We start from the raw sequence: 18,806 nt of genomic DNA, 5'->3' as shown, positions 1-18,806 counted from the left end.
GTGCCTAGGCTATCCCTGTGGCAGACACGAGTATGTCCCTGAACGAGGCGCTGGAGCTCACCCGGACCGGTGACGTGTGGGTCTTCCGGGGCACGAGCGTGCCCGACCGCGCCATCCAGATCACCACCAACAGCCCCGTCAACCACGTCGGCATGTCCATCGTGGTGGAGGACCTCCCACCGCTGATGTGGCACGCGGAGCTGGGCCGCTCCCTGCCCGACGTGTGGACGGGACGGCACCAGCGCGGCGTGCAGCTGCACGACCTCCGCGACGCCGTCCTGGTGTGGGGCCGCAAGTACGGGCAGCAGGGCTGGGTCCGCCAGCTCGACCCCCTGGCCACCCGGGCGATGGAGGACGCCGCCCTGCGCGCCGTGGCGCGGCTCGACGGCACCCCCTTCCCCTCCACCGCGCAGCTGGCGGCGAGGTGGGCGCGCGGTCGCCTGCCCCTGCGGCGCATGCCGTTCGGGAGGCGCTCGCGCGAGCGGGCGCTGGAGACCGCCTACTGCGCCGAGGTGATCGCCCTGACCTACGAGGAGATGGGGCTGCTGCCGAGGGGCCGCCGCACCGGGTACTACGACCCGGGGCGGTTCTGGAGCGGCGACGACCTCGAACTGGAGGGCGGGGCCTCCCTGGGCGGGGAGATCCGGGTGGAGCTCCCCGCGGACTGACCCCGCGCCCCCGGCCGGGGCTCCCCGCCCGGCCCGCGGGGGGCGGCCCGTGCCGAGGGGGGCGGGAGAGGGGTCAGGGCAGGTGGAAGAGCTCGGGCAGTGGGACCATGCCCTCGTCGGGGCGGCCGGGCAGGCCCTCGAAGAAGGGCGCCATCTCGGCCTGCCAGCGGGCGTTGACTCCGGTGCGCGCCATGGCCTCCCGGGCCGCGTCGAAGTCGTCGGTCTCCAGGTAGCCGACGACGGTGCCCTCGTCGGTGCTGAACAGGGAGTAGTTGTGCCAGCCCGCGGCGGAGAGCGCCTCGCGCATCTCGGGCCAGACGTCGGCGTGCCGTTCCCGGTACTCGTCGAGGCGGTCGGCGCGGACCTTGAGGATGAAGCAGACACGCTGCACGGCGTGGTCCTCCCGGTGGGTGGAAGGCGGCGGGCGGAGGGCTCCCCTCCGCCCGCCGCGGACTGCGGTGGGCCGGATCAGAAGTCGAAGTCGTCGATGTTGTCGGCGTCGAAGACGGTCGGCGGGCCGAGGACGATCTCGCCGTCGGCCCCGACGGTGTACTCGCCCAGGTCCCCGGCCTCGAAGGTCTCTCCCTCGGCCCCGGTGATGCGTCCCGCGCTCAGCGAGGCTCCCGCGTACCCGGCGAGGTAGCCGAGCTCCTCGGGGTTCCACAGCGCGAAGGAGTCGACGGTGCCGTCCTCCACGAACTCGCGCATCTGGTTGGGGGTGCCCAGGCCGGTGATGGCGACCTCGCCCTTGTACTCGGAGTCGCTGACGTAGCGGGCCGCCGCGGCGATGCCGACGGTGGTCGGGGAGACCACGCCGTCCAGGTCGGGGTGGGACTGCATGAGCCCCTGCATCTCCTGGAAGGACTGGAGGTCGTCGTCGTTGCCGTAGACGGTGTCGACCAGTTCGAGGCCCGCGTACTCCTCCTCCGCCAGGACCTCCTCCATGGCGGCGATCCAGGAGTTCTGGTTGGTGGCGTTGGGGGTGGCGGACAGGACGGCGAAGGTGCCCTCGCCGCCGATCTGCTCGGAGATCATCTCGACCAGGGTGCGGCCGATGAGCTCGTCGGAGGACTGGTTGACGAAGATGTCCGTGCAGCTGGCGTTGGAGTCGTAGCCGACGATGGCGGCGCCGTTGTCCCTGGCCTGGTCGAGGGAGGGGCACACCGCGTCGGGGTCGTTGGCGGCGATGACGATGACGTCGCTGCCCGCCTGGCTGGCCGCGTTGATGTACTCGACCTGGGAGTCGGCGGTGGGTTCGGTGCCGCCCCGCTCGGTGAACTCCCCGGCCAGCTCCTCGACGGCGACGGCGCCGCCCTCGTTGACGATGTCGGAGTAGGGGTTGTTGAGCTGTTTGGGCAGGAAGTCCATCCTGAGTCCCTCGGGGATCTCGGCGTCCGGGTCGGCGGTACCGGTCGGACCGGAGGCTTCCTCCTCCTGCGCGTCGTCGATGGTGGTGCCGCCGCAGGCGGCGGTCATCAGCACGGCGAACGCGGAGGCGGCCAGCAGCAGGTGTCGGGGGCGGGGGTCGGTCATGAGGGTTCTCCCTGGGTGGGGTCGGGCGCGGGGGCCGCCGCGGCTCGGGGGCGGGGTTCGCGTGCGGCACGGACCCGGGCCGCGATGTTGGGGGTGACGACGGAGGCGATGAGGATGAGGCCGGTGACGATCTGGAGGACCTCGCTGCTGATGCCGAACAGCTGGAGGGCGTTGCGGATGGTCCCGAGGAGCAGGACGCCGCTCATGACCCCCAGGACCGAGCCGACCCCGCCGAAGATGGACACCCCGCCGAGGAGGACGGCGGCGACGACCTGCAGCTCCAGGCCGAAGGCGGTGTCGGCGCGGGAGGTGCCGTACTGGAGGGTCCAGAAGATCCCGGCGCCGGAGGCGACGACGCCGCTGAGCGTGAACAGCCAGAACCTGGTCCACGCGACGGGGACCCCCGAGAAGCGGGCGGCCTCGTCGTTGTTGCCGATGTCGAACAGGGACCGGCCGACCCCGGTGGCGTGGAGCAGGACCGCGAAGGCGGCGGCCAGGACGAGGACGGCCACGGCGATCCACGGCAGGCCCTCGATGCCGAGGAAGGGCGCGCGGGCTCCGCCGACCCAGTCGCGGGGGTAGCTGGCGACGGCGCGGTCGCCGAGGAGCACGTAGGCGAGCCCCCGGTACAGGGCCATGGTGCCGATGGTGACGGCCAGGGAGGGCAGTCCGCAGACGGTGACCAGGAACCCGTTGAGCGCGCCCAGCGCCGCGCCGACGGCCAGGCAGATCCACAGGGCCGTCTCGATGGGGACCCCGGCCTCCCAGAGCACGCCCAGGGTGGCGCTGGTGAGGGCGAGCGTGCTGGCCACCGACAGGTCGATCTCGCCGGTGATGACGATGAGCGTCATCGGCAGGGCCATCAGGGCGATGGCGGCGATGCTCAGCACCAGGAAGTCGATGTTGCGGCCGGTGGCGAACATGTCGACGAACAGTCCGGCGCCGAGCAGGGCCACCACGAGCGCGCCGACGACGGGGGCCTCCCGGGCGGAGAGCAGGGCCCTGGCCCGGGAGCCGGCCGTCCGCGTGTCCGGTGCGGCCGCCCGGGCCGGGGCGGCCGCCCGGGCCGGGGCGGCGGTGCGTTCAGGCGCCACGGGCACCTCCTCCTCGAAGCTTGCGCGCCGTGCGCAGCGCGAGCAGCCGGTCCAGGCCGATGGCGGCCAGGATGAGCGTGCCCACCACGGCCTGGTGCCAGAACGGGTTGATCTGCCAGATGGGCAGGGCGGCGGTGATGGTGGTGAGCAGGACGGCGCCGAGGGCGGCCCCGTAGACGGTGCCGACGCCGCCGGCGATGGCGACGCCGCCGACGACCGCGGCGGCCACCACCTGGAGTTCCATGCCGGTGCCGACGGTGGAGTCGACGGTGCCGTAGCGGGCGGCGAACAGGACCCCGGCGAGGCCCGCCAGGGCTCCGTTGGCGGCGAAGGCCAGGATGATCCGGCGCCCCGCCGGAATGCCGGACAGGCGTGCCGCGTCGGCGTTGGAGCCGATGGCGTACAGCTCGCGGCCGGAGCGGTGGTTGGCGAGGTAGAAGCCGACGGCGGCGACCACCGCGATGGCGATCGCGGCCGGCAGCGGTACGCCGAGGACGCCGACCCGACCCAGGAGCAGGAAGGACGCGGGCATGTCGGTGGCGTTGACCTGGCCGCCGTCCGCCCACCAGTGGCCGAGGCCCCGGTAGGCGTAGAGGGTGCCCAGCGTGACGACCAGTGCGGGTACCTGTGCGGTCGTGACGAGCAGGCCGTTGGCCAGCCCGCACGCGAGGCCGATGAGGATGCCGGCGAGCATGGCCACGGGGACCGGCAGGCCGGGGAGGGCCACGAAGAGGGCGCCGGTGCCGAAGGCCGACAGCCCCATCACCGATCCGACCGAGAGGTCGACGTTCCTGGTGATGAGGACGAGGGCCTGGCCGGCGGCCAGGACCGCCAGGACGGTGGCGCCCAGGAACAGGTCGCGGACGCCCTGGGCGGACAGGAACCCTGGGTTGTGCAGCCAGGTGGCGGTGATCAGCAGGACGACCGCGAGCAGCACGCCGAGTTCGCGGAACTGCCGCCGGCGCCGGGCCGGGCGTCCGGGGGGCCGGGGAGGGGCCGCCGCGGAGGCCCCGGGGGCGGTGGGGGGCGCGTTCATCGGGCGGCCCCGTTCGGTCGCTGTCCGGTGGCCGCGTACATGACGGACTCCTCGTCGGCGTCGGCGCGGTCGATCTCGGCGGTGATTCTGCCCTCGTGCATGACCAGGACCCGGTCGGCCATGCCGAGGACCTCGGGGAGCTCGCTGGAGACCATGACGATGGCGAGCCCCCGTCCCGCGAGGGTGGAGAGCAGGCGGTGGACCTCCGCCTTGGTCCCGACGTCGATGCCGCGCGTGGGCTCGTCCACGAACAGCACCCTCGGCTCGGTGGAGAGCCACTTGGCGAGGACGACCTTCTGCTGGTTGCCGCCGGAGAGGGTGGAGACGGGGTCGTCGATGCGGCCGTAGCGGAGTTCGAGCCGTTCGCCCCACTCGCGGGCGGAGTCGCGCTCGGCGCGCGGGCGCAGGAGGCCGAAGCGGCTGAGGGGCCGGCGGCGGGTGGCGGTCGCGTTGCGTTCGATGGAGGACTCCATGACCAGGCCCTGCTGGCGGCGGTCCTCGGGGACCAGGGCCATGCCCGCGGCCATGGCCGCCCTGGGGCGGCCCGCGGGCAGGGGCGTGCCGTGGACGCGGACGGCGCCCGCGTCGTAGCGGTCGACGCCGAAGACCGCGCGGACGACCTCGCTGCGCCCGGCGCCGACGAGGCCGGCCAGGGCCACGATCTCGCCGGCCCTCACCCGGAAGGACACGTCGGCGAACACGCCGCGGCGTGTGAGTCCGTCGACCTCCAGGACGGTGTCGCCGCGCTCGGCGTCCTCCTTGGGGTAGAGGCTGGTGACGTCGCGTCCGACCATGCGCCGCACGACGGTGTCCACGTCCAGGTCGGGGGTGGGGTCGCAGGAGACGAACGCGCCGTCGCGGACGACCGTGATGCGGTCGCAGAGGGCGAAGACCTCGTCGAAGCGGTGGGAGATGAACAGCAGGGCCGCCCCGGAGTCGCGCAGGGTGCGGGCGACGGTGAAGAGGCGTTCGGCCTCCACACCGGAGAGGGCGGCCGTGGGCTCGTCCATGACCAGGACCCGGGCGCGCCGCGTGAGGGCCTTGGCGATCTCGACGAGCTGCTGGTCGGCGATGGAGAGGCCGCGTGCGGGGCGGTCGGGGTCCATGTCGACGCCGAGGCGGGCGAAGGCCTCCCCGGTGTCGCTCCGCATGCGCTTGCGGTCGATGGTGCGCAGGCGGGTGAGGGGCTGGCGGCCGACGAAGATGTTCTCGGCGACCGACAGGTCGGGGAACAGGGTGGGCTCCTGGTGGATGACGGCGACGCCGGCGCGCTGGGCGTCGGCCGGCACCCCGAAAGCGGTCGGGACCCCGTCGACCAGGAGCTGCCCGCTGTCGGGCCGGTGTACGCCCGCGATGGTCTTGACCAGGGTGGACTTGCCGGCCCCGTTCTCGCCGACCAGCGCGTGGATCTCCCCGGGGCGCAGTTCCAGGGACAGCCCCCGCAGGGCCCTGACGCTCCCGAAGGACTTGGTGACGTCCACCAGCGCGAGGGGTGGAGGGACCTCTGTCGGGTCCACGTGCCCTCCTTCTCCGGTGCTGGTTCGACGAGGATCCGTCGAACATTACAAAAACGTTTTAATATGAAGGGGATGTTAAGTGGAACACACACCCCCGTCAAGAGGATCACCATGGAATTGCCAGGTATCGCCCTGGTAACGGCCTCCGGGAGGAGGTCGGCCGACCCCGGATACCGAGGCGCGGGAAGGCCCCGTCACAGGATGGTTGTTGACACGTTTCAATCCGGGTGTGAGCATGATGCCCCGCGCATCGGGGCCGGATCAGTAGCATGCGTTCGCGCAGTCCCCTGATGACCGTACGAACACGCCCCGGGAGAAGCTCCTTGTCCACCAGGCCCCGATCCACCCGCCCCTCCGTGGGCATCACCGAGGTCGCCCGGCACGCCGGGGTCTCCCCGGGCACCGTCTCCAACGTCCTCAACCGCCCCGAGCGCGTCGCCGAGGCCACCAGGGCCAGGGTCGAGGCCGCCATCGCCGAGCTCGACTACGTGCGCAACTCCTCCGGCAGCAGCCTGCGGTCGGGCCGCAGCGGATCCGTGGGCCTGCTCGTCCTGGACGTCACCAACCCCTTCTTCACCGAGGTCGCGCGCGGCGTGGAGGACGAGGCCGCCGGGGCGGGGCTGGCCGTGGTGCTCCTCAACTCCGCCGAGGCCCAGGACAGGCAGCGGCGCAACGTGCGCCTGCTCGCCGAGCAGCGCGCCGCGGGCGCGGTGGTGATGCCGGTGGACGACGACCTGTCCGACCTGCTGTGGCTGAGCCACCAGGGCACCTCCTGGGTCGCGCTGGACCGGGGCGACGTCGCCGAGGAGGTCGGGTGCAGCGTCAGCGTCGACAACCACGCGGGCGGCCTCGCCGCGGGGCGCCACCTCATCGGCCTGGGACACGAGCGGGTCACCTTCCTGACCGGTCCCTTCGCCATCGAGCAGGTGCGGCGCCGCCACCAGGGGCTGCTCGACGCCTTCACGGAGTCCGGCATGGACCCCGACGCCCACGTCCGGGTGGTCGAGCAGCCGCTGCTCAACCCCCAGCAGGGCGAACGCGCCGTGGACGCGGTACTGGCCGGCGGTCCGCGCCAGCGGCCGCAGGCGGTGTTCTGCGCCAACGACCAGCTCGCCCTCGGCCTCATGAAGGGCCTGGGGCGGCGCGGCCTGCGCGTGCCGGACGACATCTCGGTGGTCGGCTACGACAACGTCGACCTCGCCGACCTGGTCCACCCTGGGCTGACCACCGTCGCCCAGCCCAAGTACGACCTCGGGCGCGCGGCGATGCGGCTGCTCCGCTCGGAGCTCGACGACCCCGGCCACCGGCACGAGCGCGTCCTCTTCACCCCGGAGCTGGTGGTGCGGGGGTCCACCGCCGCGTACCGCTCCTGACCGCGCGGCGTCCCGGCCGTGGGCGATGACGAGCTGCGCACCCGCACCGCGATGCCGATGACGGACCGGATCGGCGGGGGGCCGCGGGGCCGTGGCCGGGGGCTCTCAGCAGCCGCCGCCCCCTCCCCCGCCGTCACCGCCCCCGGACCCGCCCTCGCCCCCGCCCCGGTGGCCGTCGCCGGGGCCGGACCCGTCCCGCATCTCGCGCACCATGCCCGCCCCCATGACGACCAGCGGGACCACGCCCACCACGGCGACGACCAGGACCGCCAGCAGCACCTCGCCCACCGAGCCCATCCGCGCGCCCTCCTCCGCCCGGCACCGCTCCCGGGCACGGTGCGCGGCCGGGTGCCGGAGTCCGCACGGTAGCGCAGGCCCCGGGGCCGCGGCCGGCGGCCGAACCGGGCGGCGGCCGGGGCCCCGCGCGACGGCCGCCGCCGGTACGGCTGACGCCCGACGGTTACTCCGGGTAGACGGCGTCGGGCACCGGGACCCTCGCCCAGTCGGTGTCCGACCCCAGGTGGAAGGACGGCTGGGCGGGCTGGTTGTAACCGGTCTGCTGCCGGGCCGCGCCCACCCGGTACTGGGGGTCCTGCATGAGCGTGTGAAGCTTGCGGTCGGTCACCTCGGTGCTCGTGTGGATCCTGAGGGCCGTGCTGTCCGCGGTGCGCAGGACCAGTTCCTCCCGCCAGTCGCCGAGCACGTCCGCGACGAGGGCGGGGTTCCCCTTCGTCCCGTTGTTGGTGAGGGTCCCCTCCGCGGTGAGCAGCGTGCCGCGCCTCCAGTCCACGACCGTCGGGACCTGCGCCTGCTCCCCGGTCCCGGTGCGCTCCACGACCTGGGTGGTCATGTCGGCGGCCCAGCGGATGCTCATGTCGGTGCCCGGGGTCCTGTCCCCCAGGTACTCCCCGCCGGCGCTCCACAGCCCGGCCTCGACGTCGTCGCCGGGGGGCATCGAGGACCACGCCTCCAGCCCGGGGACGTCCGGGTCGATGTCGCCGACCATGGCCCTGCCGGTGTCCACGCCCGTGTACCCGCCGAAGAGGACCTCCCCCGTGGCGGCGTCGCGCATCGCGAAGCCGTAGGGCGCGTGCGCGCCCCCCTCGTGCACCGTCCAGACCTCCAGGCCGTCCCGGTCCGGGTCGAGGTCCCCCACGTGCATCGCGTCGCCGTGCCCGAGCTTGGTGTACTCGCCCTCCACCGCGCTTCCGGGGGGCCCGGGGGCGTGCGAGGAGTACAGGAGCGTCCCGTCGTCGTCCAGCGTCGCCGCTCCGTAGACGATCTCCTGGCGCCCGTCCCCGTCCACGTCGGCCACGTCCAGGGAGTGGAACCCCTGTCCGGCCAGCGCGCCCAGCGCGGGGTCCGAGCCCCGGCCCGCGTGCGGCGAGGCGTCGAAGGGGTTGTCCATCGGGACGTGTCCGCTGTCGGCCAGCCAGCGGCGGCGGATCGACTCGCCGTCGAAGTCGTAGGCCGCCACGGCCGAGCGCGTGTAGTAGCCCCGGGCGAACACCGCCGACGGGCGCTCGCCGTCCAGGTAGGCCACGCCCGCCAGGAAGCGGTCGACCCGGTTGCCCGGTTCGATGCGCGCCATGGCGTAGTCGCCCCACAGGAGCCCGTCGTCGCCCCGGCCCGGCTCGTAGCGGACGGTGTCCAGCTCCGCGCCGGTCAGGCCGTCGAAGACGGTCAGGTACTCCGGGCCGTCCACGACGAAGCCCTCGAACTCCCGGAGCAGGTTGCGCCCGCTGCGCCCCGGGGCGTACTCGTCCACGAAGAAGTCCGCGAGCGCGGCGGCGTCGTCCCTGTCGAGCGGGTGGTCGTACTCCGGTTCCAGGCCCAGGGCCTCCTCCACGGTGCCGGGCCAGTTCCCCGCCACCACCTCGGGGTGCCCGTGCCAGTCCTGGAACATCCCGACCAGGTGCTCGTGGTAGTCCGCCGCGCTCATCCGGTGGTCGTCGCCGTGGCCGTGGCCGGCCGCGACGTCCTCCTCCGGCAGCGTCACGTACTCCTCCGTCACGCCCCCGTCCCCGTCGAAGGACAGCGTCCTGGTCCCCGGCGCGGTCTTGAGCATCAGCTCGGACCGTCCGTCGCCGTCGAGGTCGTAGACGAGGAACTGGGTGTAGTGCGCCCCCGAGCGGATGTTCACGCCCAGGTCGACGCGGTGCAGCAGTTCGCCCTCCAGCGTGTAGGTGTCCACGTAGGTGTTGCCGGTGTACCCCCGCTGGGAGACGTCCTTGGCGTTGGTGGGCTCCCACTTGACGACGAACTCGTACCGGCCGTCGCCGTCCACGTCTCCCACGGCCACGTCGTTGGCGGTGTACCCGTACCGCTCCCCCGCCGGGGTCGTGCCGCCCTCCGGCTTGCGCAGGGGCAGGTCGTGGTGGCCGTCCGCCCACACGGACGCCTCGCCGGCGGGGCCGATGTCGAGCCGTCCGCCGGAGCTCCTCGGCAGCGGCACGACCTCGTACCGGGAGTCCTCCGAGCCCCCGGGGTCGAGGAGGTTGGTGCTGTCCGCCACGGTCGCGATGCCCCTGCCGTCCCGGTACACGGCGAACCTCGGCCCCCTGAGCCCGGTGTCCGTGTGCCCGGTGACCTCGTGGGCGAGCAGCCGCCAGCTCAGGAGGACGCCGTCCTCGGCCTGGACCGCGACCAGGCCCCGGTCCAGCCGCTCCAGCCGGATCCCCGGGCCGTCCCGCGGCTCGGCCGGGGCGGGGCCGGCGGAGGCGGCCAGGACGACCGCGCACACACCTGCGATCAGGGGGCTTCTTCTCAGGACGGGACTCCGGGGGATGTCCACGGGCGGCGCCTCCTCGTGCCGGGGTGGCCCACCCTACTGGGCAAGCGCTTTCCAGCCAAGGCCCCCGGCCTGCCCCCGGTCGTGGAGGGCGGAGCGGGGCAGTCCGCGGAACGGGCCCCGACGCCTTCGGCCGGACGGGCCGGGGGCGGGGCGGAGCCCCCGCCGGCCCCGGCCCGCGCCTCCCCGGCCCCGCGCCCGACCTGTGCGAGGTTTTCCCCGGGGGGCCACCGGGCACCGGGCGTGTGTGGCCGCTGTTCCGAGACGGATCGAGGGGGCTTATGAGCTGTCAGGGCGTGGGCGGGGCGGACGGGAGCCGTTCGGACGGGGCGGGGCCGGAGGGGCTGGGCGCGGGAGTGCCGGCCGTGGGCCCCGCGGCCGTGGCCGAGGCGGAGCTCGCCACCAGGCGGGGGCCGTTCCGCATCGTGGCCCTGCGGGACCCCTCCGACGGCCGGGAGCACGCCGCGCTGGTTCTGGGCGAGGTGTGCGGGGGCGAGGACGTGCTGGCCCGGGCGCACTCGGAGTGCGTGACCGGCGACGTCTTCGGAGCGCTGCGCTGTGAGTGCGGGGACCAGCTGGAGGCCGCCCTGGACCTGATCTGCGCCGAGGGGCGGGGCGTGGTCGTGTACCTGCGCGGGCACGAGGGACGCGGGATCGGGCTGGTGGAGAAGGTGCGCACCCTCGCCGTCCAGGACGCGCACGGCCTGGACACCGTGGACTCGGCGACCGCCCTGGGGCTGCCCGTGGACGTGCGCGACTACGGTCCGGCCGCGCGGATCCTGCTCCACCTGGGGGTGCGGTCGGTGCGGCTCCTGTCGAACAACCCGGCCAAGGTGCGGGCGCTCCGGGAGCACGGGGTGGAGGTGGCCTCCCGGGTTCCGCTGCTGATGCCCGCACGCCGGGAGAACGTGGCGTACCTGACCGCCAAGCGGGACCGGCTGGGCCACGACCTCCCGCACCTGGACGGTCCGCGTGGGTGATCCCGCGGCCCTGGGGGCCGCCGCGTGCGCGCAGGCGGCGCTGCTGGTGCTGCTCGCGTGGGCCCCGGGCCTGGGCCCGGCGGGCTGGGCGGCCGGTACCGGCTTCCTGCTGGCGGGGGCGGCCGCCGTGGCGTGGGCGGTGCGCAGGTCCGGGCGGTCCCGGCTGGGTCCCGCGGACCTGGTGACGCTGGCGCGGTCGGTGCTCATCGGCGGCGTGGTCGCCCTGGTGGCGGACGGCGGTCCGGCCTGGCCCCTGGTCGCCCTGGCGTCGGTCGCGCTGGCCCTGGACCTCGTGGACGGCCTGGTCGCCCGGCGCACGGGGACCGAGTCGTCGTTCGGGGCGCGGTTCGACATGGAGGCGGACGCCTTCCTGATCCTGGTGCTGAGCGTGCGGGTGGCGGCGGAGCTGGGGTGGTGGGTGCTGGCGATCGGCGCGATGCGGTACGCGTTCGTCGCCGCCGGGCGGGCGGCGCCGTGGATGCGCGGACCGCTGGCGCCGAGCCGGGCGCGCAAGGCGGTGGCCGCCGTCCAGGGCGTGGCCCTGGTGGCGGCCGCCGCCCCGGTCGTTCCCGCGGGGGGTGCGACGGCCCTGGCCGCGGGCGCCCTGGCGCTGCTGGCCTGGTCCTTCGGGCGCGACGTCGCGGGGCTGTGGCGGGCCGGGCCGGGGGCGGGCGGCACGCGGGCCGTCGGACACGGGACCGGCGCACGGCGAGGAGGAGGGTCATGAGCCGTACGGCACGGGCGTTCTGGGTGGGATCGCCCGGCGAGGGCGAGATCCGGGAGGGCGTGCTGCCCCCTCCCGGGCCCGGCGAGGCGGTGGTGCGCTCCCTGTACTCGGGGGTGAGCCGGGGCACCGAGGCCCTGGTGTTCCGCGGCGCGGTGCCGCCGAGCCAGCGGCAGGTGATGCGGGCGCCCTTCCAGGAGGGGGACTTCGGCTCCGCGTTCAAGTACGGCTACCTCAACGTCGGCGTCGTGGAGGAGGGCGCGCCGGACCTGGTGGGCACGACGGTGTTCAGCCTGTTCCCGCACCAGACGCGGTTCGTGCTCCCGGTCGGGGCGCTGCGGCCGGTGCCCGGGGACGTGCCCCCGGGGCGCGCGGTCCTGGCGGGGGCGGTGGAGACGGCGGTGAACGCGCTCTGGGACGCCCCGCCGCTGCTCGGCGACCGGCTGACGGTGGTCGGCGCGGGGATGGTCGGGTGCACCGTGGCCCGGCTGGCTTCCCGGGTGCCGGGGGTGCGGGTGCAGCTGGTGGACGTCGACCCCGGGCGCGCGGACCTGGCGGAGCGGCTCGGGGTGGAGTTCGCGCTCCCCGGGGACGCCGGCGTCGGGCGCGACCGGGTCTTCCACACCAGCGCCGACCCCGCGGGGCTGGAGCGCTCCCTGGAACTGGTCCGCGACGAGGGGGAGGTGGTGGAGATGAGCTGGTACGGGGACCGGCGGGTGTGCGTGCCCCTGGGCGAGGGCTTCCACTCGCGCCGCCTGACCGTGCGCTCCAGCCAGGTCGGGGCGGTCTCCCCCGCGCGCCGGGGGTCGCGGGGGCACGGCGACCGTCTCGACCTCGCACTGGAGCTGCTGTCCGACCCCGTCTTCGACGCACTGGTCACCGGGGAGAGCCCGTTCGAGGAGCTGCCGGCGGTGATGCCGCGCCTCGCCGACGGGAGCCTCCCCGCCCTGTGCCACCGCATCGTCTACCCGGAGCCCTGAACGCCGCCGCGTCCCGCGCGGGCGCGGCCGTGGTCGGCCACCACGTCGACCGGTCGAACCCGCGTCCCGCGCACGGGCGCGGGCGGACCGGACGTGCGTCCGCGCCCGCCGAACGGCCTCCCCCACCACGACGCCGGCCGGAACGTCCGGCCGGCCCCCACCGCAGAGGAGCCCGCCGATGTACAGCGTCACCGTCCGCGACCACCTGATGGTCGCCCACAGTTTCCGCGGAGCGGTGTTCGGCCCCGCCCAGCGGCTGCACGGGGCGACGTTCGTCGTGGACGCCACCTTCCGCCGCCGCGAACTCGACGCGGACAACATCGTGGTGGACATCGGCCTGGCCACCCGTGAACTGGGAGGGCTGGTCGCCGAGCTCAACTACCGCAACCTGGACGAGGAACCGGACTTCGCCGGGGTGAACACCACCACGGAGTTCCTGGCCAGGGTGGTCGCGGACCGGCTGGTGGAGCGCATCGACGCGAGGGCGCGGGGCCTGGACTCGGTCGCGGTCACCCTGCACGAGTCGCACGTGGCCTGGGCGAGCTACGAGCGCGAGCTGTGAGGACCGTCCTCGTCGTCCCGCACGGGGGCGCTCCCAGCGGCGGCGGGGTCTACGACCGCCGCCTGCGCGAGGCCCTCGCCGGGCTGGGGCGCCCGGTGCGGGAGGAGGCGGTGCCCGGGGCCTGGCCCGTCGCGGACCCCGCCGCGCGGGCCGGCCTCTCCCGCGTGCTGGAGGGCGTCCCCGACGGGGCCGCGGTGCTCCTGGACGGCCTCGTCGCCTGCGGGGTGCCCGAGGTCCTGCTCCCCCACGCGCCCCGGTTGCGGCTGGTGGTCCTGGTGCACCTGCCGCTGGCCGACGAGACGGGGCTTCCCGAGGCGCGGGCCGCCGCCCTGGACTCGCGTGAGCGTGCGGTCCTGCGGGCCGCCTCCGCCGTGGTGGCGACGAGCCGGTGGGCGGCGCGGCGGGTGTCCGCCCACCACGGGGTGGAAGGCGTGCACGTGGTCGAGCCCGGCGCGGACCCGGCGCCCCTCTCCCCCGTCGGCGACGGCACGCGCCTGCTGTGCGTGGCCTCGGTGACCCCGCGCAAGGGGCACGACGTCCTCGTGTCCGCGCTCGCCGCGCTGGCGGACCTGCCCTGGGGATGCGCGTGCGTCGGCCCGGTCCCGTCCGGGGACGCGGGGGCACACGCGGCCCGCCTCCGCGGCCTGGTCCGCGAGCACGGCCTCGCGGACCGGGTGGCCTTCACCGGGCCCCTCACCGGCGCGGACCTGGAGGCCGCCTACACCGCTTGCGACCTCCTCGTCCTGCCCTCGCGCGGGGAGACCTACGGCATGGTCGTGACCGAGGCGCTGGCCCGGGGCGTCCCCGTGGCCGCGACATCGGTGGGCGGGGTGCCCGAGGCTCTGGGCTCCGCCCCGGACGGCTCCCGTCCGGGGCTGCTGGTGCCTCCCGGGGACCCGGGGGCCCTGGCCGCCGCCCTGCGGCGCTGGCTCACCGACCCCGGCCTCCGCTCCCGTCTGGGGCGTTCGGCCCGCGCACGGCGGGAGGGCTTGGCAGGATGGGAGGAGACGGCCCGGCGCATGGCGGCCGTCCTGGACGGGGAGGCGACGCCTTGAGCACGACCGGTGTCCCGGCGTTCGCGCCGGAGTGGCTGGCCCTGCGCGAGGGCGCGGACGCGCGGGCCCGCTCCACCGCCCCGCTCGCGCTCCTGGCCGGCCACGGGCGGGTGGTCGCCGACCTGGGCTGCGGGACGGGGTCGCTGGGGCGCTGGCTGGGGCCGCGGCTGCCCCGGCCCCAGCACTGGCTCCTGTTCGACCGCGACCCGGCCCTGCTGGAGGAGGCGGGGAGGCGGGTCCCCGCCGATTCCGTGCGGACCCTCCGCCGGGACGTGGCGGCGCTGTGCGCCCGCGACCTGGAGGGGGCGACCCTCGTGGTGGCCTCGGCGCTCCTCGACCTGCTCACCGGGGCCGAGGTCGCGGCGCTCGCGGAGGCGGTGTCCGCCTCCGGGTGCCCGGCGCTGTTCTCGCTCTCGGTGGTCGGGCGGGTGGAGTTCTCGCCCGGGGACCCGTCGGACGCGGCGTTCGCGGAGGCGTTCGACGCCCACCAGAGGCGGGAGGGCCGGCTGGGACCGGAGGCGGTCGGGGCCGCGGCCGCCGCGTTCGAGGACCTGGGCCGGCAGGTGCGGATGTTCCCGAGCCCGTGGCGCCTGGGGCCCCGGGACGCGGCGCTGACGCGGGCCTGGCTGCGGGGCTGGGCGGGCGCCGCCGTCGAGCAGGACCCCTCGCTCCCCGGCGCCGCGTACCTGGAGCGGAGGCTGGAGGAGTGCGCGCGGGGGGAGCTCGGCGTGACGGTCCACCACACCGACCTGCTGGTGCTCCCGCGTCCCCCGGCCCGCGGATGAGCGCGGCGCGACCGGGCCCGCCGTGCGCGTCCCGGTCCCCGGGCGGGCCGCCGGGCCCCGGACGCCGCCGCCCGGTGGGCGGCACGCCCGGACCGCCGGTCGCGGGCTCCCCGCGGGAGCGGCCGGGGCCGTCCGCTCCGGGATACGGGCGCGCCGCCCCGGGTAGGTGCGGGACATACGCCCCTCCGGGTCGGACGGGGCGCCCGGGCGCGGAACCGGCACGCCCTCGGAGCACGCCGCGGCCGCCCGGAGAAGGCACGGTGGACCGCGGCGGCCCCGCCGGGACCGCCGACGTCGGAGGGGCGACGAGCGCATGACCGCCACGACCGCACGGGGGACACGGGAGGGGCCGCGAACCGGCGGCGCCCCGTCCCGCCGGTGGCGGGTGTGGGCCCGGACCTCGGCCGGGGCCGCGATCCTGGCGGCGGTGGTGTGGTGGTTCCCCGGCGGGACGTTCACCGACGCCTTCTCGGCCGTGGGCGCCGGCCCGGTCCTGACAGCCCTCGGGATCGGCGCGGCGACGACGGTGCTGTGCGCGTGCCGCTGGCGGGAGGTGGCGCTCGGGGTGGGCCTGTGCCTCCCGTTCCGGCGCGCGGTGGCCGACTACTACTTGTCCGTGTTCCTGAACGCGGTGCTGCCCGCCGGGGTACTCGGGGACGTGAACCGCGCGGTCGGCCACGGCCGGTACAGCGGCGACCTCGGGCGGGGCGTGCGCGCTGTGGTCCTGGAGCGCATGGTGGGGCAGGCGGTGCTGGCTGCGACGGGAGCCGCGCTGCTCCTCGCCCTTCCGGCCGCGCTGCTCGGTCCGGGCCTGTGGGCGGTGGGGGCGGCGTCGGGCTCGGTCGCGGCGGTCGCCCTGGCGGCGGCGTTCGGCCTGCGGGCGGGCCGTGCCCGCGGAACCCGCTGGTGGCGGGCCCTGCGCACCGCCGCGGCCGACGTCCGCTCGGGGGTGTTCGCGCGCTGGCCGCGCGTGGTTCTGCTGTCCGCGGCGGCGCTGGCCGGGCACGTGACCCTGTTCGCGGTGGCGGCGCGCCTCGCCGGTGTCACCGCGCCGGTGCAGCAGCTGGTCCCCCTGGTGGTGCTGGCCCTGCTGGCGATGAGCCTGCCGGTGAACGTCGGCGGCTGGGGGCCGCGCGAGGCGGTCACGGCGCTGGCGTTCGGCGCGGCCGGCCTGGGCGCCGCCACCGGGGTGACGGTCTCGGTGCTCTACGGCCTCCTCTCCCTGGTCGCCGCGCTGCCCGGCGCGGCGGTCCTCGTGTCGCGGTCGCCGCTGCGCCTCCGTGCCCGGGGGCGCCCGGGCGCCGCCCGCGCTGCGCGCCGTGCGGACGGGGACGCGAGCGCGGACCTGCGCCGGGGCCGCCACCGCGAGGGGCCCGGGCGGCGTCATGCATTCGTTGCCCCCGCCGCCGAACCCGGCGGGCCCGGAGAGGCGATGACGCAGGCATGAGCACCTCTACGACGACCCCGCACCCGACACCCCCCGGCCTCGCCGCCTCCGTGGGCGCCCTCGCCGCGGCCGCGCTCGGCGGTCTGGCCATCGGCGCGCTGACCTCCTTCAGCCAGGGATGGCTGCCCTTCCACCTGAACTCCCTGAGCAACTCCAGCGGTTCCTGGAGCGTGGCGGCGTTCCTCCTCGCCCTGCTGCCCCGGCGCCGGTGGGCGGCCGTGGCCGCCGCCGCGGCGGCGCTGGCGTGCATGATGCTCGGCTACGACCTGGCCTCGGTCCTGCGCGGCTACCACGCCTCGACGGGCACCACGGCCTTCTGGCTCACCGCGGCCGTCCTGGTGGGCCCCTTCCTCGGCCTGACGGCCCACTCCCTGCGCTTTCGCACCGGCTTCGCCCCCTGGGGCACGGGCATGCTCAGCGGTGTGCTCATCGGCGAGGGGGTCTACGGGCACCTCGTGGTCGCCGAGACCACCTCGGTGGCCTACTGGAGCGCGTCCGTCGCCGCGGGCCTGGCCTTCCTGGTGTGGGCGTGCGCGCGGCGCTTTCCCGCGCGGCGCCCGGTCCTGACCTCGGTGGCCGTCACCGCGGTCGTCGGCGGCGCGTTCGTCGCCGTCTACGGCATGAACCCGATCCAGTGGTTCTGGTTCTGACCGGGCCCGGGCCGTGTTCCGCGGACCGTCCCGGACCCGCGGCCGCCGGGAGGGGGTCGCCCCTCCCGGCGGCCGCGGGTCCTGCCCCCCGGGGGCGCCGCGCACGGCGGTTCGGCGGGGCGTCCCTCATCCCCTACGCGGAACACCCCTGCGCATCCCGGCCAGGGGCGAACGGCGGTCACGGGTGCGCATCCACAGCACCGTCCCTGCCACCACCACCGCACACACGAACCACAGCGGCCCCAGCGCCATGTGGGCCCAGGGGACGTCCTCCACGAACCCCGCCGCCGTTCCCGACTGCATGGTCCCGTAGGCGGGCAGGTAGCGCACGACGTCGCTGTCGGCGGCGGGGTTGGCCACCGGGTTCTGGAGCCCCATGTCGATGATGCTGAGCATGATGACGACGAACATGCCCTCCAGCTCCCCGCGCAGGGCCACCCCGAGGGCGATCCCGATCCCGCCGAACGCGAGCGCGGCCCCGCACAGCGCCATCCACAGCGCCACCGGCCGCTCGGGGGTCCAGTACACGGCCGTCACCGCCGTGGCGTAGGCGCACACCGCCGCCGTGGCCAGGACCAGCGCCGTGAGCTTGCCCGCCAGCAGGTGACTGCGGGGATAGCCCGCCAGGACCAGCCTCTCGTCGAAGCCGACCGACCGGAACGTCACGATGAACATCATGAAGCCGACGATGAGCGTGACGGCGTTGACTGCCCCCGAGATCTGGCTGATGTGGTTGCCGTTCACCGTCAGGTGGTCGCCGCTGGCGCGCAGCAGGAACGTGACGTCGCCGTCGGCGATCACCAGGTGGACCAGGGTGATCCACAGCGGCACGAAGCCCAGCACGAGCACGAGGGCCAGGCGGTTGCGCAGGTGCTCGGTGACCGCGAACACCGTCGCGGTCCGGTAGCGGTCCCAGGCCCGACGCACGTTCACCGCCCCTCCCCCGCTCCTGTGGACGCCGGTACCGGTCGGCCCTGTTCCAGTCGCCACAGGCGGTCGAAGCGGGTCGTGTCGAAGGCGATGTGGGAGACCACCAGCACCGACCGGCCCCGGTCGCGCAGGCGGGCGGCCAGCTCCCAGAAGCGTTCGTAGGTCTCCCAGTCGAAGCCCTGGTAGGGCTCGTCGAGGAGCAGCAGGGGCGGATCGTGCATGAGGGCCAGGGTGAGGTTGAGCTTCTGCCGGGTCCCCCCGCTGAGGGAGCCCACACGGTGGCGCCGGTACCCGGCGAACGACAGGAGGTCCATGAGCTCGTGGGCCAGCGCCAGGCCCGGCAGGTCGTAGGCGACCTGGAAGAACCGCAGGTGCTGTTCCACGGTGAAGGACGGGTTGAGGACCGTGTGCTGGGGGCAGTACCCCAGCCGCCCGGCGTAGGCCACCTCCCCCCGGTCGGGCGACAGCTGTCCGGCGAGGATCCGCAGGAGGGTGGACTTGCCGGCGCCGTTCTCGCCGACCACACCGCCCAGGCACCCCGGGGGCAGTTCCAGGTCGGCGCCGCGGAGTACGCGGTGGTGGCCGTAGGACTTGTGGACGCCTCGGACGCTCAGCGTTGACGTGGCGGGCGCGGGCGTGCCGGCCGTCCCCTGCGGGCTCGGTGACGCGGAACGTACCATG

Annotated in this window: 19 protein-coding genes; 10 read left to right on the top strand and 9 right to left on the bottom strand. The window is 75.3% G+C overall.

Annotation, left to right across the window (positions count from 1 at the left end):
• Positions 1 to 32: 32 nt before the first annotated feature.
• The gene (locus ABZ234_RS22805; RefSeq protein ID WP_355013392.1) at positions 33 to 668 is read left to right on the top strand and encodes a hypothetical protein; all 636 of its coding nucleotides are present in this window, start codon (positions 33 to 35) and stop codon (positions 666 to 668) included.
• A 73-nt stretch (positions 669 to 741) separates the two neighbouring features.
• Here the strand turns inward: ABZ234_RS22805 and ABZ234_RS22800 are convergent, their stop codons facing one another.
• From ABZ234_RS22800 to ABZ234_RS22780, 5 genes are all read right to left on the bottom strand, one after another.
• Complete coding sequence (locus ABZ234_RS22800) at positions 742 to 1,059, bottom strand: L-rhamnose mutarotase (RefSeq protein WP_355013377.1); 318 nt, start codon at positions 1,057 to 1,059, stop codon at positions 742 to 744.
• 77 nt (positions 1,060 to 1,136) lie between these two features.
• On the bottom strand, positions 1,137 to 2,201 hold the full coding sequence (gene rhaS / locus ABZ234_RS22795) for a rhamnose ABC transporter substrate-binding protein (RefSeq protein WP_355013376.1): 1,065 nt from the start codon (positions 2,199 to 2,201) through the stop codon (positions 1,137 to 1,139).
• Positions 2,198 to 3,301 (bottom strand): ABC transporter permease, encoded by a 1,104-nt coding sequence (locus ABZ234_RS22790; RefSeq protein ID WP_355013375.1) that lies wholly within the window; start codon positions 3,299 to 3,301, stop codon positions 2,198 to 2,200. The genes rhaS and ABZ234_RS22790 overlap by 4 nt, the downstream gene beginning before the upstream one ends.
• The gene (locus ABZ234_RS22785; RefSeq protein ID WP_355013374.1) at positions 3,285 to 4,331 is read right to left on the bottom strand and encodes an ABC transporter permease; all 1,047 of its coding nucleotides are present in this window, start codon (positions 4,329 to 4,331) and stop codon (positions 3,285 to 3,287) included. The genes ABZ234_RS22790 and ABZ234_RS22785 overlap by 17 nt, the downstream gene beginning before the upstream one ends.
• Positions 4,328 to 5,848: a sugar ABC transporter ATP-binding protein gene (locus tag ABZ234_RS22780; RefSeq protein ID WP_355013373.1), complete on the bottom strand. Its 1,521-nt coding sequence runs from the start codon at positions 5,846 to 5,848 to the stop codon at positions 4,328 to 4,330. The genes ABZ234_RS22785 and ABZ234_RS22780 overlap by 4 nt, the downstream gene beginning before the upstream one ends.
• A gap of 323 nt (positions 5,849 to 6,171) precedes the next feature.
• On the opposite strand from ABZ234_RS22780, the gene ABZ234_RS22775 reads away from it, so the two are divergent.
• A complete protein-coding gene (locus ABZ234_RS22775) occupies positions 6,172 to 7,221 on the top strand; it encodes a LacI family DNA-binding transcriptional regulator (protein ID WP_355013372.1) in 1,050 nt (349 codons plus the stop codon).
• A gap of 105 nt (positions 7,222 to 7,326) precedes the next feature.
• On the opposite strand, the gene ABZ234_RS22770 is transcribed toward ABZ234_RS22775, so the two are convergent.
• Positions 7,327 to 7,518, bottom strand: coding sequence for a hypothetical protein (locus ABZ234_RS22770; protein ID WP_344181351.1), 192 nt, complete (start codon positions 7,516 to 7,518; stop codon positions 7,327 to 7,329).
• Positions 7,519 to 7,681: 163 nt separating this feature from the next.
• Positions 7,682 to 9,949: a rhamnogalacturonan lyase gene (locus tag ABZ234_RS22765; protein WP_355013391.1), complete on the bottom strand. Its 2,268-nt coding sequence runs from the start codon at positions 9,947 to 9,949 to the stop codon at positions 7,682 to 7,684.
• Positions 9,950 to 10,293: 344 nt separating this feature from the next.
• On the opposite strand from ABZ234_RS22765, the gene ABZ234_RS22760 reads away from it, so the two are divergent.
• The 8 genes from ABZ234_RS22760 (at position 10,294) to ABZ234_RS22725 (ending at position 17,195) form a co-directional block, all read left to right on the top strand.
• Positions 10,294 to 10,992, top strand: a complete 699-nt coding sequence (locus ABZ234_RS22760) for a GTP cyclohydrolase II (RefSeq protein WP_355013371.1) — start codon at positions 10,294 to 10,296, stop codon at positions 10,990 to 10,992.
• Complete coding sequence (locus ABZ234_RS22755; protein WP_267949865.1) at positions 10,985 to 11,719, top strand: CDP-alcohol phosphatidyltransferase family protein; 735 nt, start codon at positions 10,985 to 10,987, stop codon at positions 11,717 to 11,719. The genes ABZ234_RS22760 and ABZ234_RS22755 overlap by 8 nt, the downstream gene beginning before the upstream one ends.
• On the top strand, positions 11,716 to 12,696 hold the full coding sequence (locus tag ABZ234_RS22750) for a zinc-binding alcohol dehydrogenase (protein WP_267949864.1): 981 nt from the start codon (positions 11,716 to 11,718) through the stop codon (positions 12,694 to 12,696). Before ABZ234_RS22755 ends, ABZ234_RS22750 begins: the two co-directional genes overlap by 4 nt.
• Positions 12,697 to 12,874: 178 nt before the next feature.
• Positions 12,875 to 13,258 carry a 6-carboxytetrahydropterin synthase gene (locus ABZ234_RS22745; protein WP_330162148.1) on the top strand — a complete coding sequence of 128 codons (384 nt, stop codon included), beginning with the start codon at positions 12,875 to 12,877 and terminating at the stop codon, positions 13,256 to 13,258.
• The gene (locus ABZ234_RS22740; RefSeq protein WP_355013370.1) at positions 13,255 to 14,313 is read left to right on the top strand and encodes a glycosyltransferase family 4 protein; all 1,059 of its coding nucleotides are present in this window, start codon (positions 13,255 to 13,257) and stop codon (positions 14,311 to 14,313) included. The genes ABZ234_RS22745 and ABZ234_RS22740 overlap by 4 nt, the downstream gene beginning before the upstream one ends.
• Complete coding sequence (locus tag ABZ234_RS22735; RefSeq protein ID WP_355013369.1) at positions 14,310 to 15,098, top strand: class I SAM-dependent methyltransferase; 789 nt, start codon at positions 14,310 to 14,312, stop codon at positions 15,096 to 15,098. Before ABZ234_RS22740 ends, ABZ234_RS22735 begins: the two co-directional genes overlap by 4 nt.
• A 313-nt stretch (positions 15,099 to 15,411) precedes the next feature.
• Positions 15,412 to 16,545, top strand: coding sequence for a lysylphosphatidylglycerol synthase transmembrane domain-containing protein (locus ABZ234_RS22730; RefSeq protein ID WP_355013368.1), 1,134 nt, complete (start codon positions 15,412 to 15,414; stop codon positions 16,543 to 16,545).
• A complete protein-coding gene (locus ABZ234_RS22725; RefSeq protein ID WP_355013367.1) occupies positions 16,542 to 17,195 on the top strand; it encodes a DUF6518 family protein in 654 nt (217 codons plus the stop codon). The genes ABZ234_RS22730 and ABZ234_RS22725 overlap by 4 nt, the downstream gene beginning before the upstream one ends.
• A gap of 126 nt (positions 17,196 to 17,321) precedes the next feature.
• Here the strand turns inward: ABZ234_RS22725 and ABZ234_RS22720 are convergent, their stop codons facing one another.
• Together ABZ234_RS22720 and ABZ234_RS22715 are read right to left on the bottom strand one after the other, a co-directional pair.
• The gene (locus ABZ234_RS22720) at positions 17,322 to 18,128 is read right to left on the bottom strand and encodes an ABC transporter permease (RefSeq protein ID WP_355013366.1); all 807 of its coding nucleotides are present in this window, start codon (positions 18,126 to 18,128) and stop codon (positions 17,322 to 17,324) included.
• A complete protein-coding gene (locus tag ABZ234_RS22715) occupies positions 18,125 to 18,805 on the bottom strand; it encodes an ABC transporter ATP-binding protein (RefSeq protein ID WP_355013365.1) in 681 nt (226 codons plus the stop codon). The genes ABZ234_RS22720 and ABZ234_RS22715 overlap by 4 nt, the downstream gene beginning before the upstream one ends.
• Between the last annotated feature and the right edge of the window lies 1 nt (position 18,806).

The organism is Nocardiopsis sp. NPDC006198 (genome assembly GCF_040613895.1).
Lineage (GTDB): Bacteria > Actinomycetota > Actinomycetes > Streptosporangiales > Streptosporangiaceae > Nocardiopsis > Nocardiopsis tropica.
This window is presented reverse-complemented; position numbering and strand designations above follow the sequence as displayed.

What these genes read in the sequence shown, in the direction of transcription:
- ABZ234_RS22805 (WP_355013392.1), top strand. Translation starts at nt 33, where the DNA reads ATGTCCCTGAACGAGGCGCTGGAGCTCACCCGGACCGGTGACGTGTGG.
- ABZ234_RS22760 (WP_355013371.1), top strand. Translation starts at nt 10,294, where the DNA reads ATGAGCTGTCAGGGCGTGGGCGGGGCGGACGGGAGCCGTTCGGACGGG.
- ABZ234_RS22750 (WP_267949864.1), top strand. Translation starts at nt 11,716, where the DNA reads ATGAGCCGTACGGCACGGGCGTTCTGGGTGGGATCGCCCGGCGAGGGC.
- rhaS (WP_355013376.1), bottom strand. Translation starts at nt 2,201, where the DNA reads ATGACCGACCCCCGCCCCCGACACCTGCTGCTGGCCGCCTCCGCGTTC.
- ABZ234_RS22725 (WP_355013367.1), top strand. Translation starts at nt 16,542, where the DNA reads ATGAGCACCTCTACGACGACCCCGCACCCGACACCCCCCGGCCTCGCC.
- ABZ234_RS22730 (WP_355013368.1), top strand. Translation starts at nt 15,412, where the DNA reads ATGACCGCCACGACCGCACGGGGGACACGGGAGGGGCCGCGAACCGGC.
- ABZ234_RS22745 (WP_330162148.1), top strand. Translation starts at nt 12,875, where the DNA reads ATGTACAGCGTCACCGTCCGCGACCACCTGATGGTCGCCCACAGTTTC.
- ABZ234_RS22770 (WP_344181351.1), bottom strand. Translation starts at nt 7,518, where the DNA reads ATGGGCTCGGTGGGCGAGGTGCTGCTGGCGGTCCTGGTCGTCGCCGTG.
- ABZ234_RS22715 (WP_355013365.1), bottom strand. Translation starts at nt 18,805, where the DNA reads ATGGTACGTTCCGCGTCACCGAGCCCGCAGGGGACGGCCGGCACGCCC.
- ABZ234_RS22785 (WP_355013374.1), bottom strand. Translation starts at nt 4,331, where the DNA reads ATGAACGCGCCCCCCACCGCCCCCGGGGCCTCCGCGGCGGCCCCTCCC.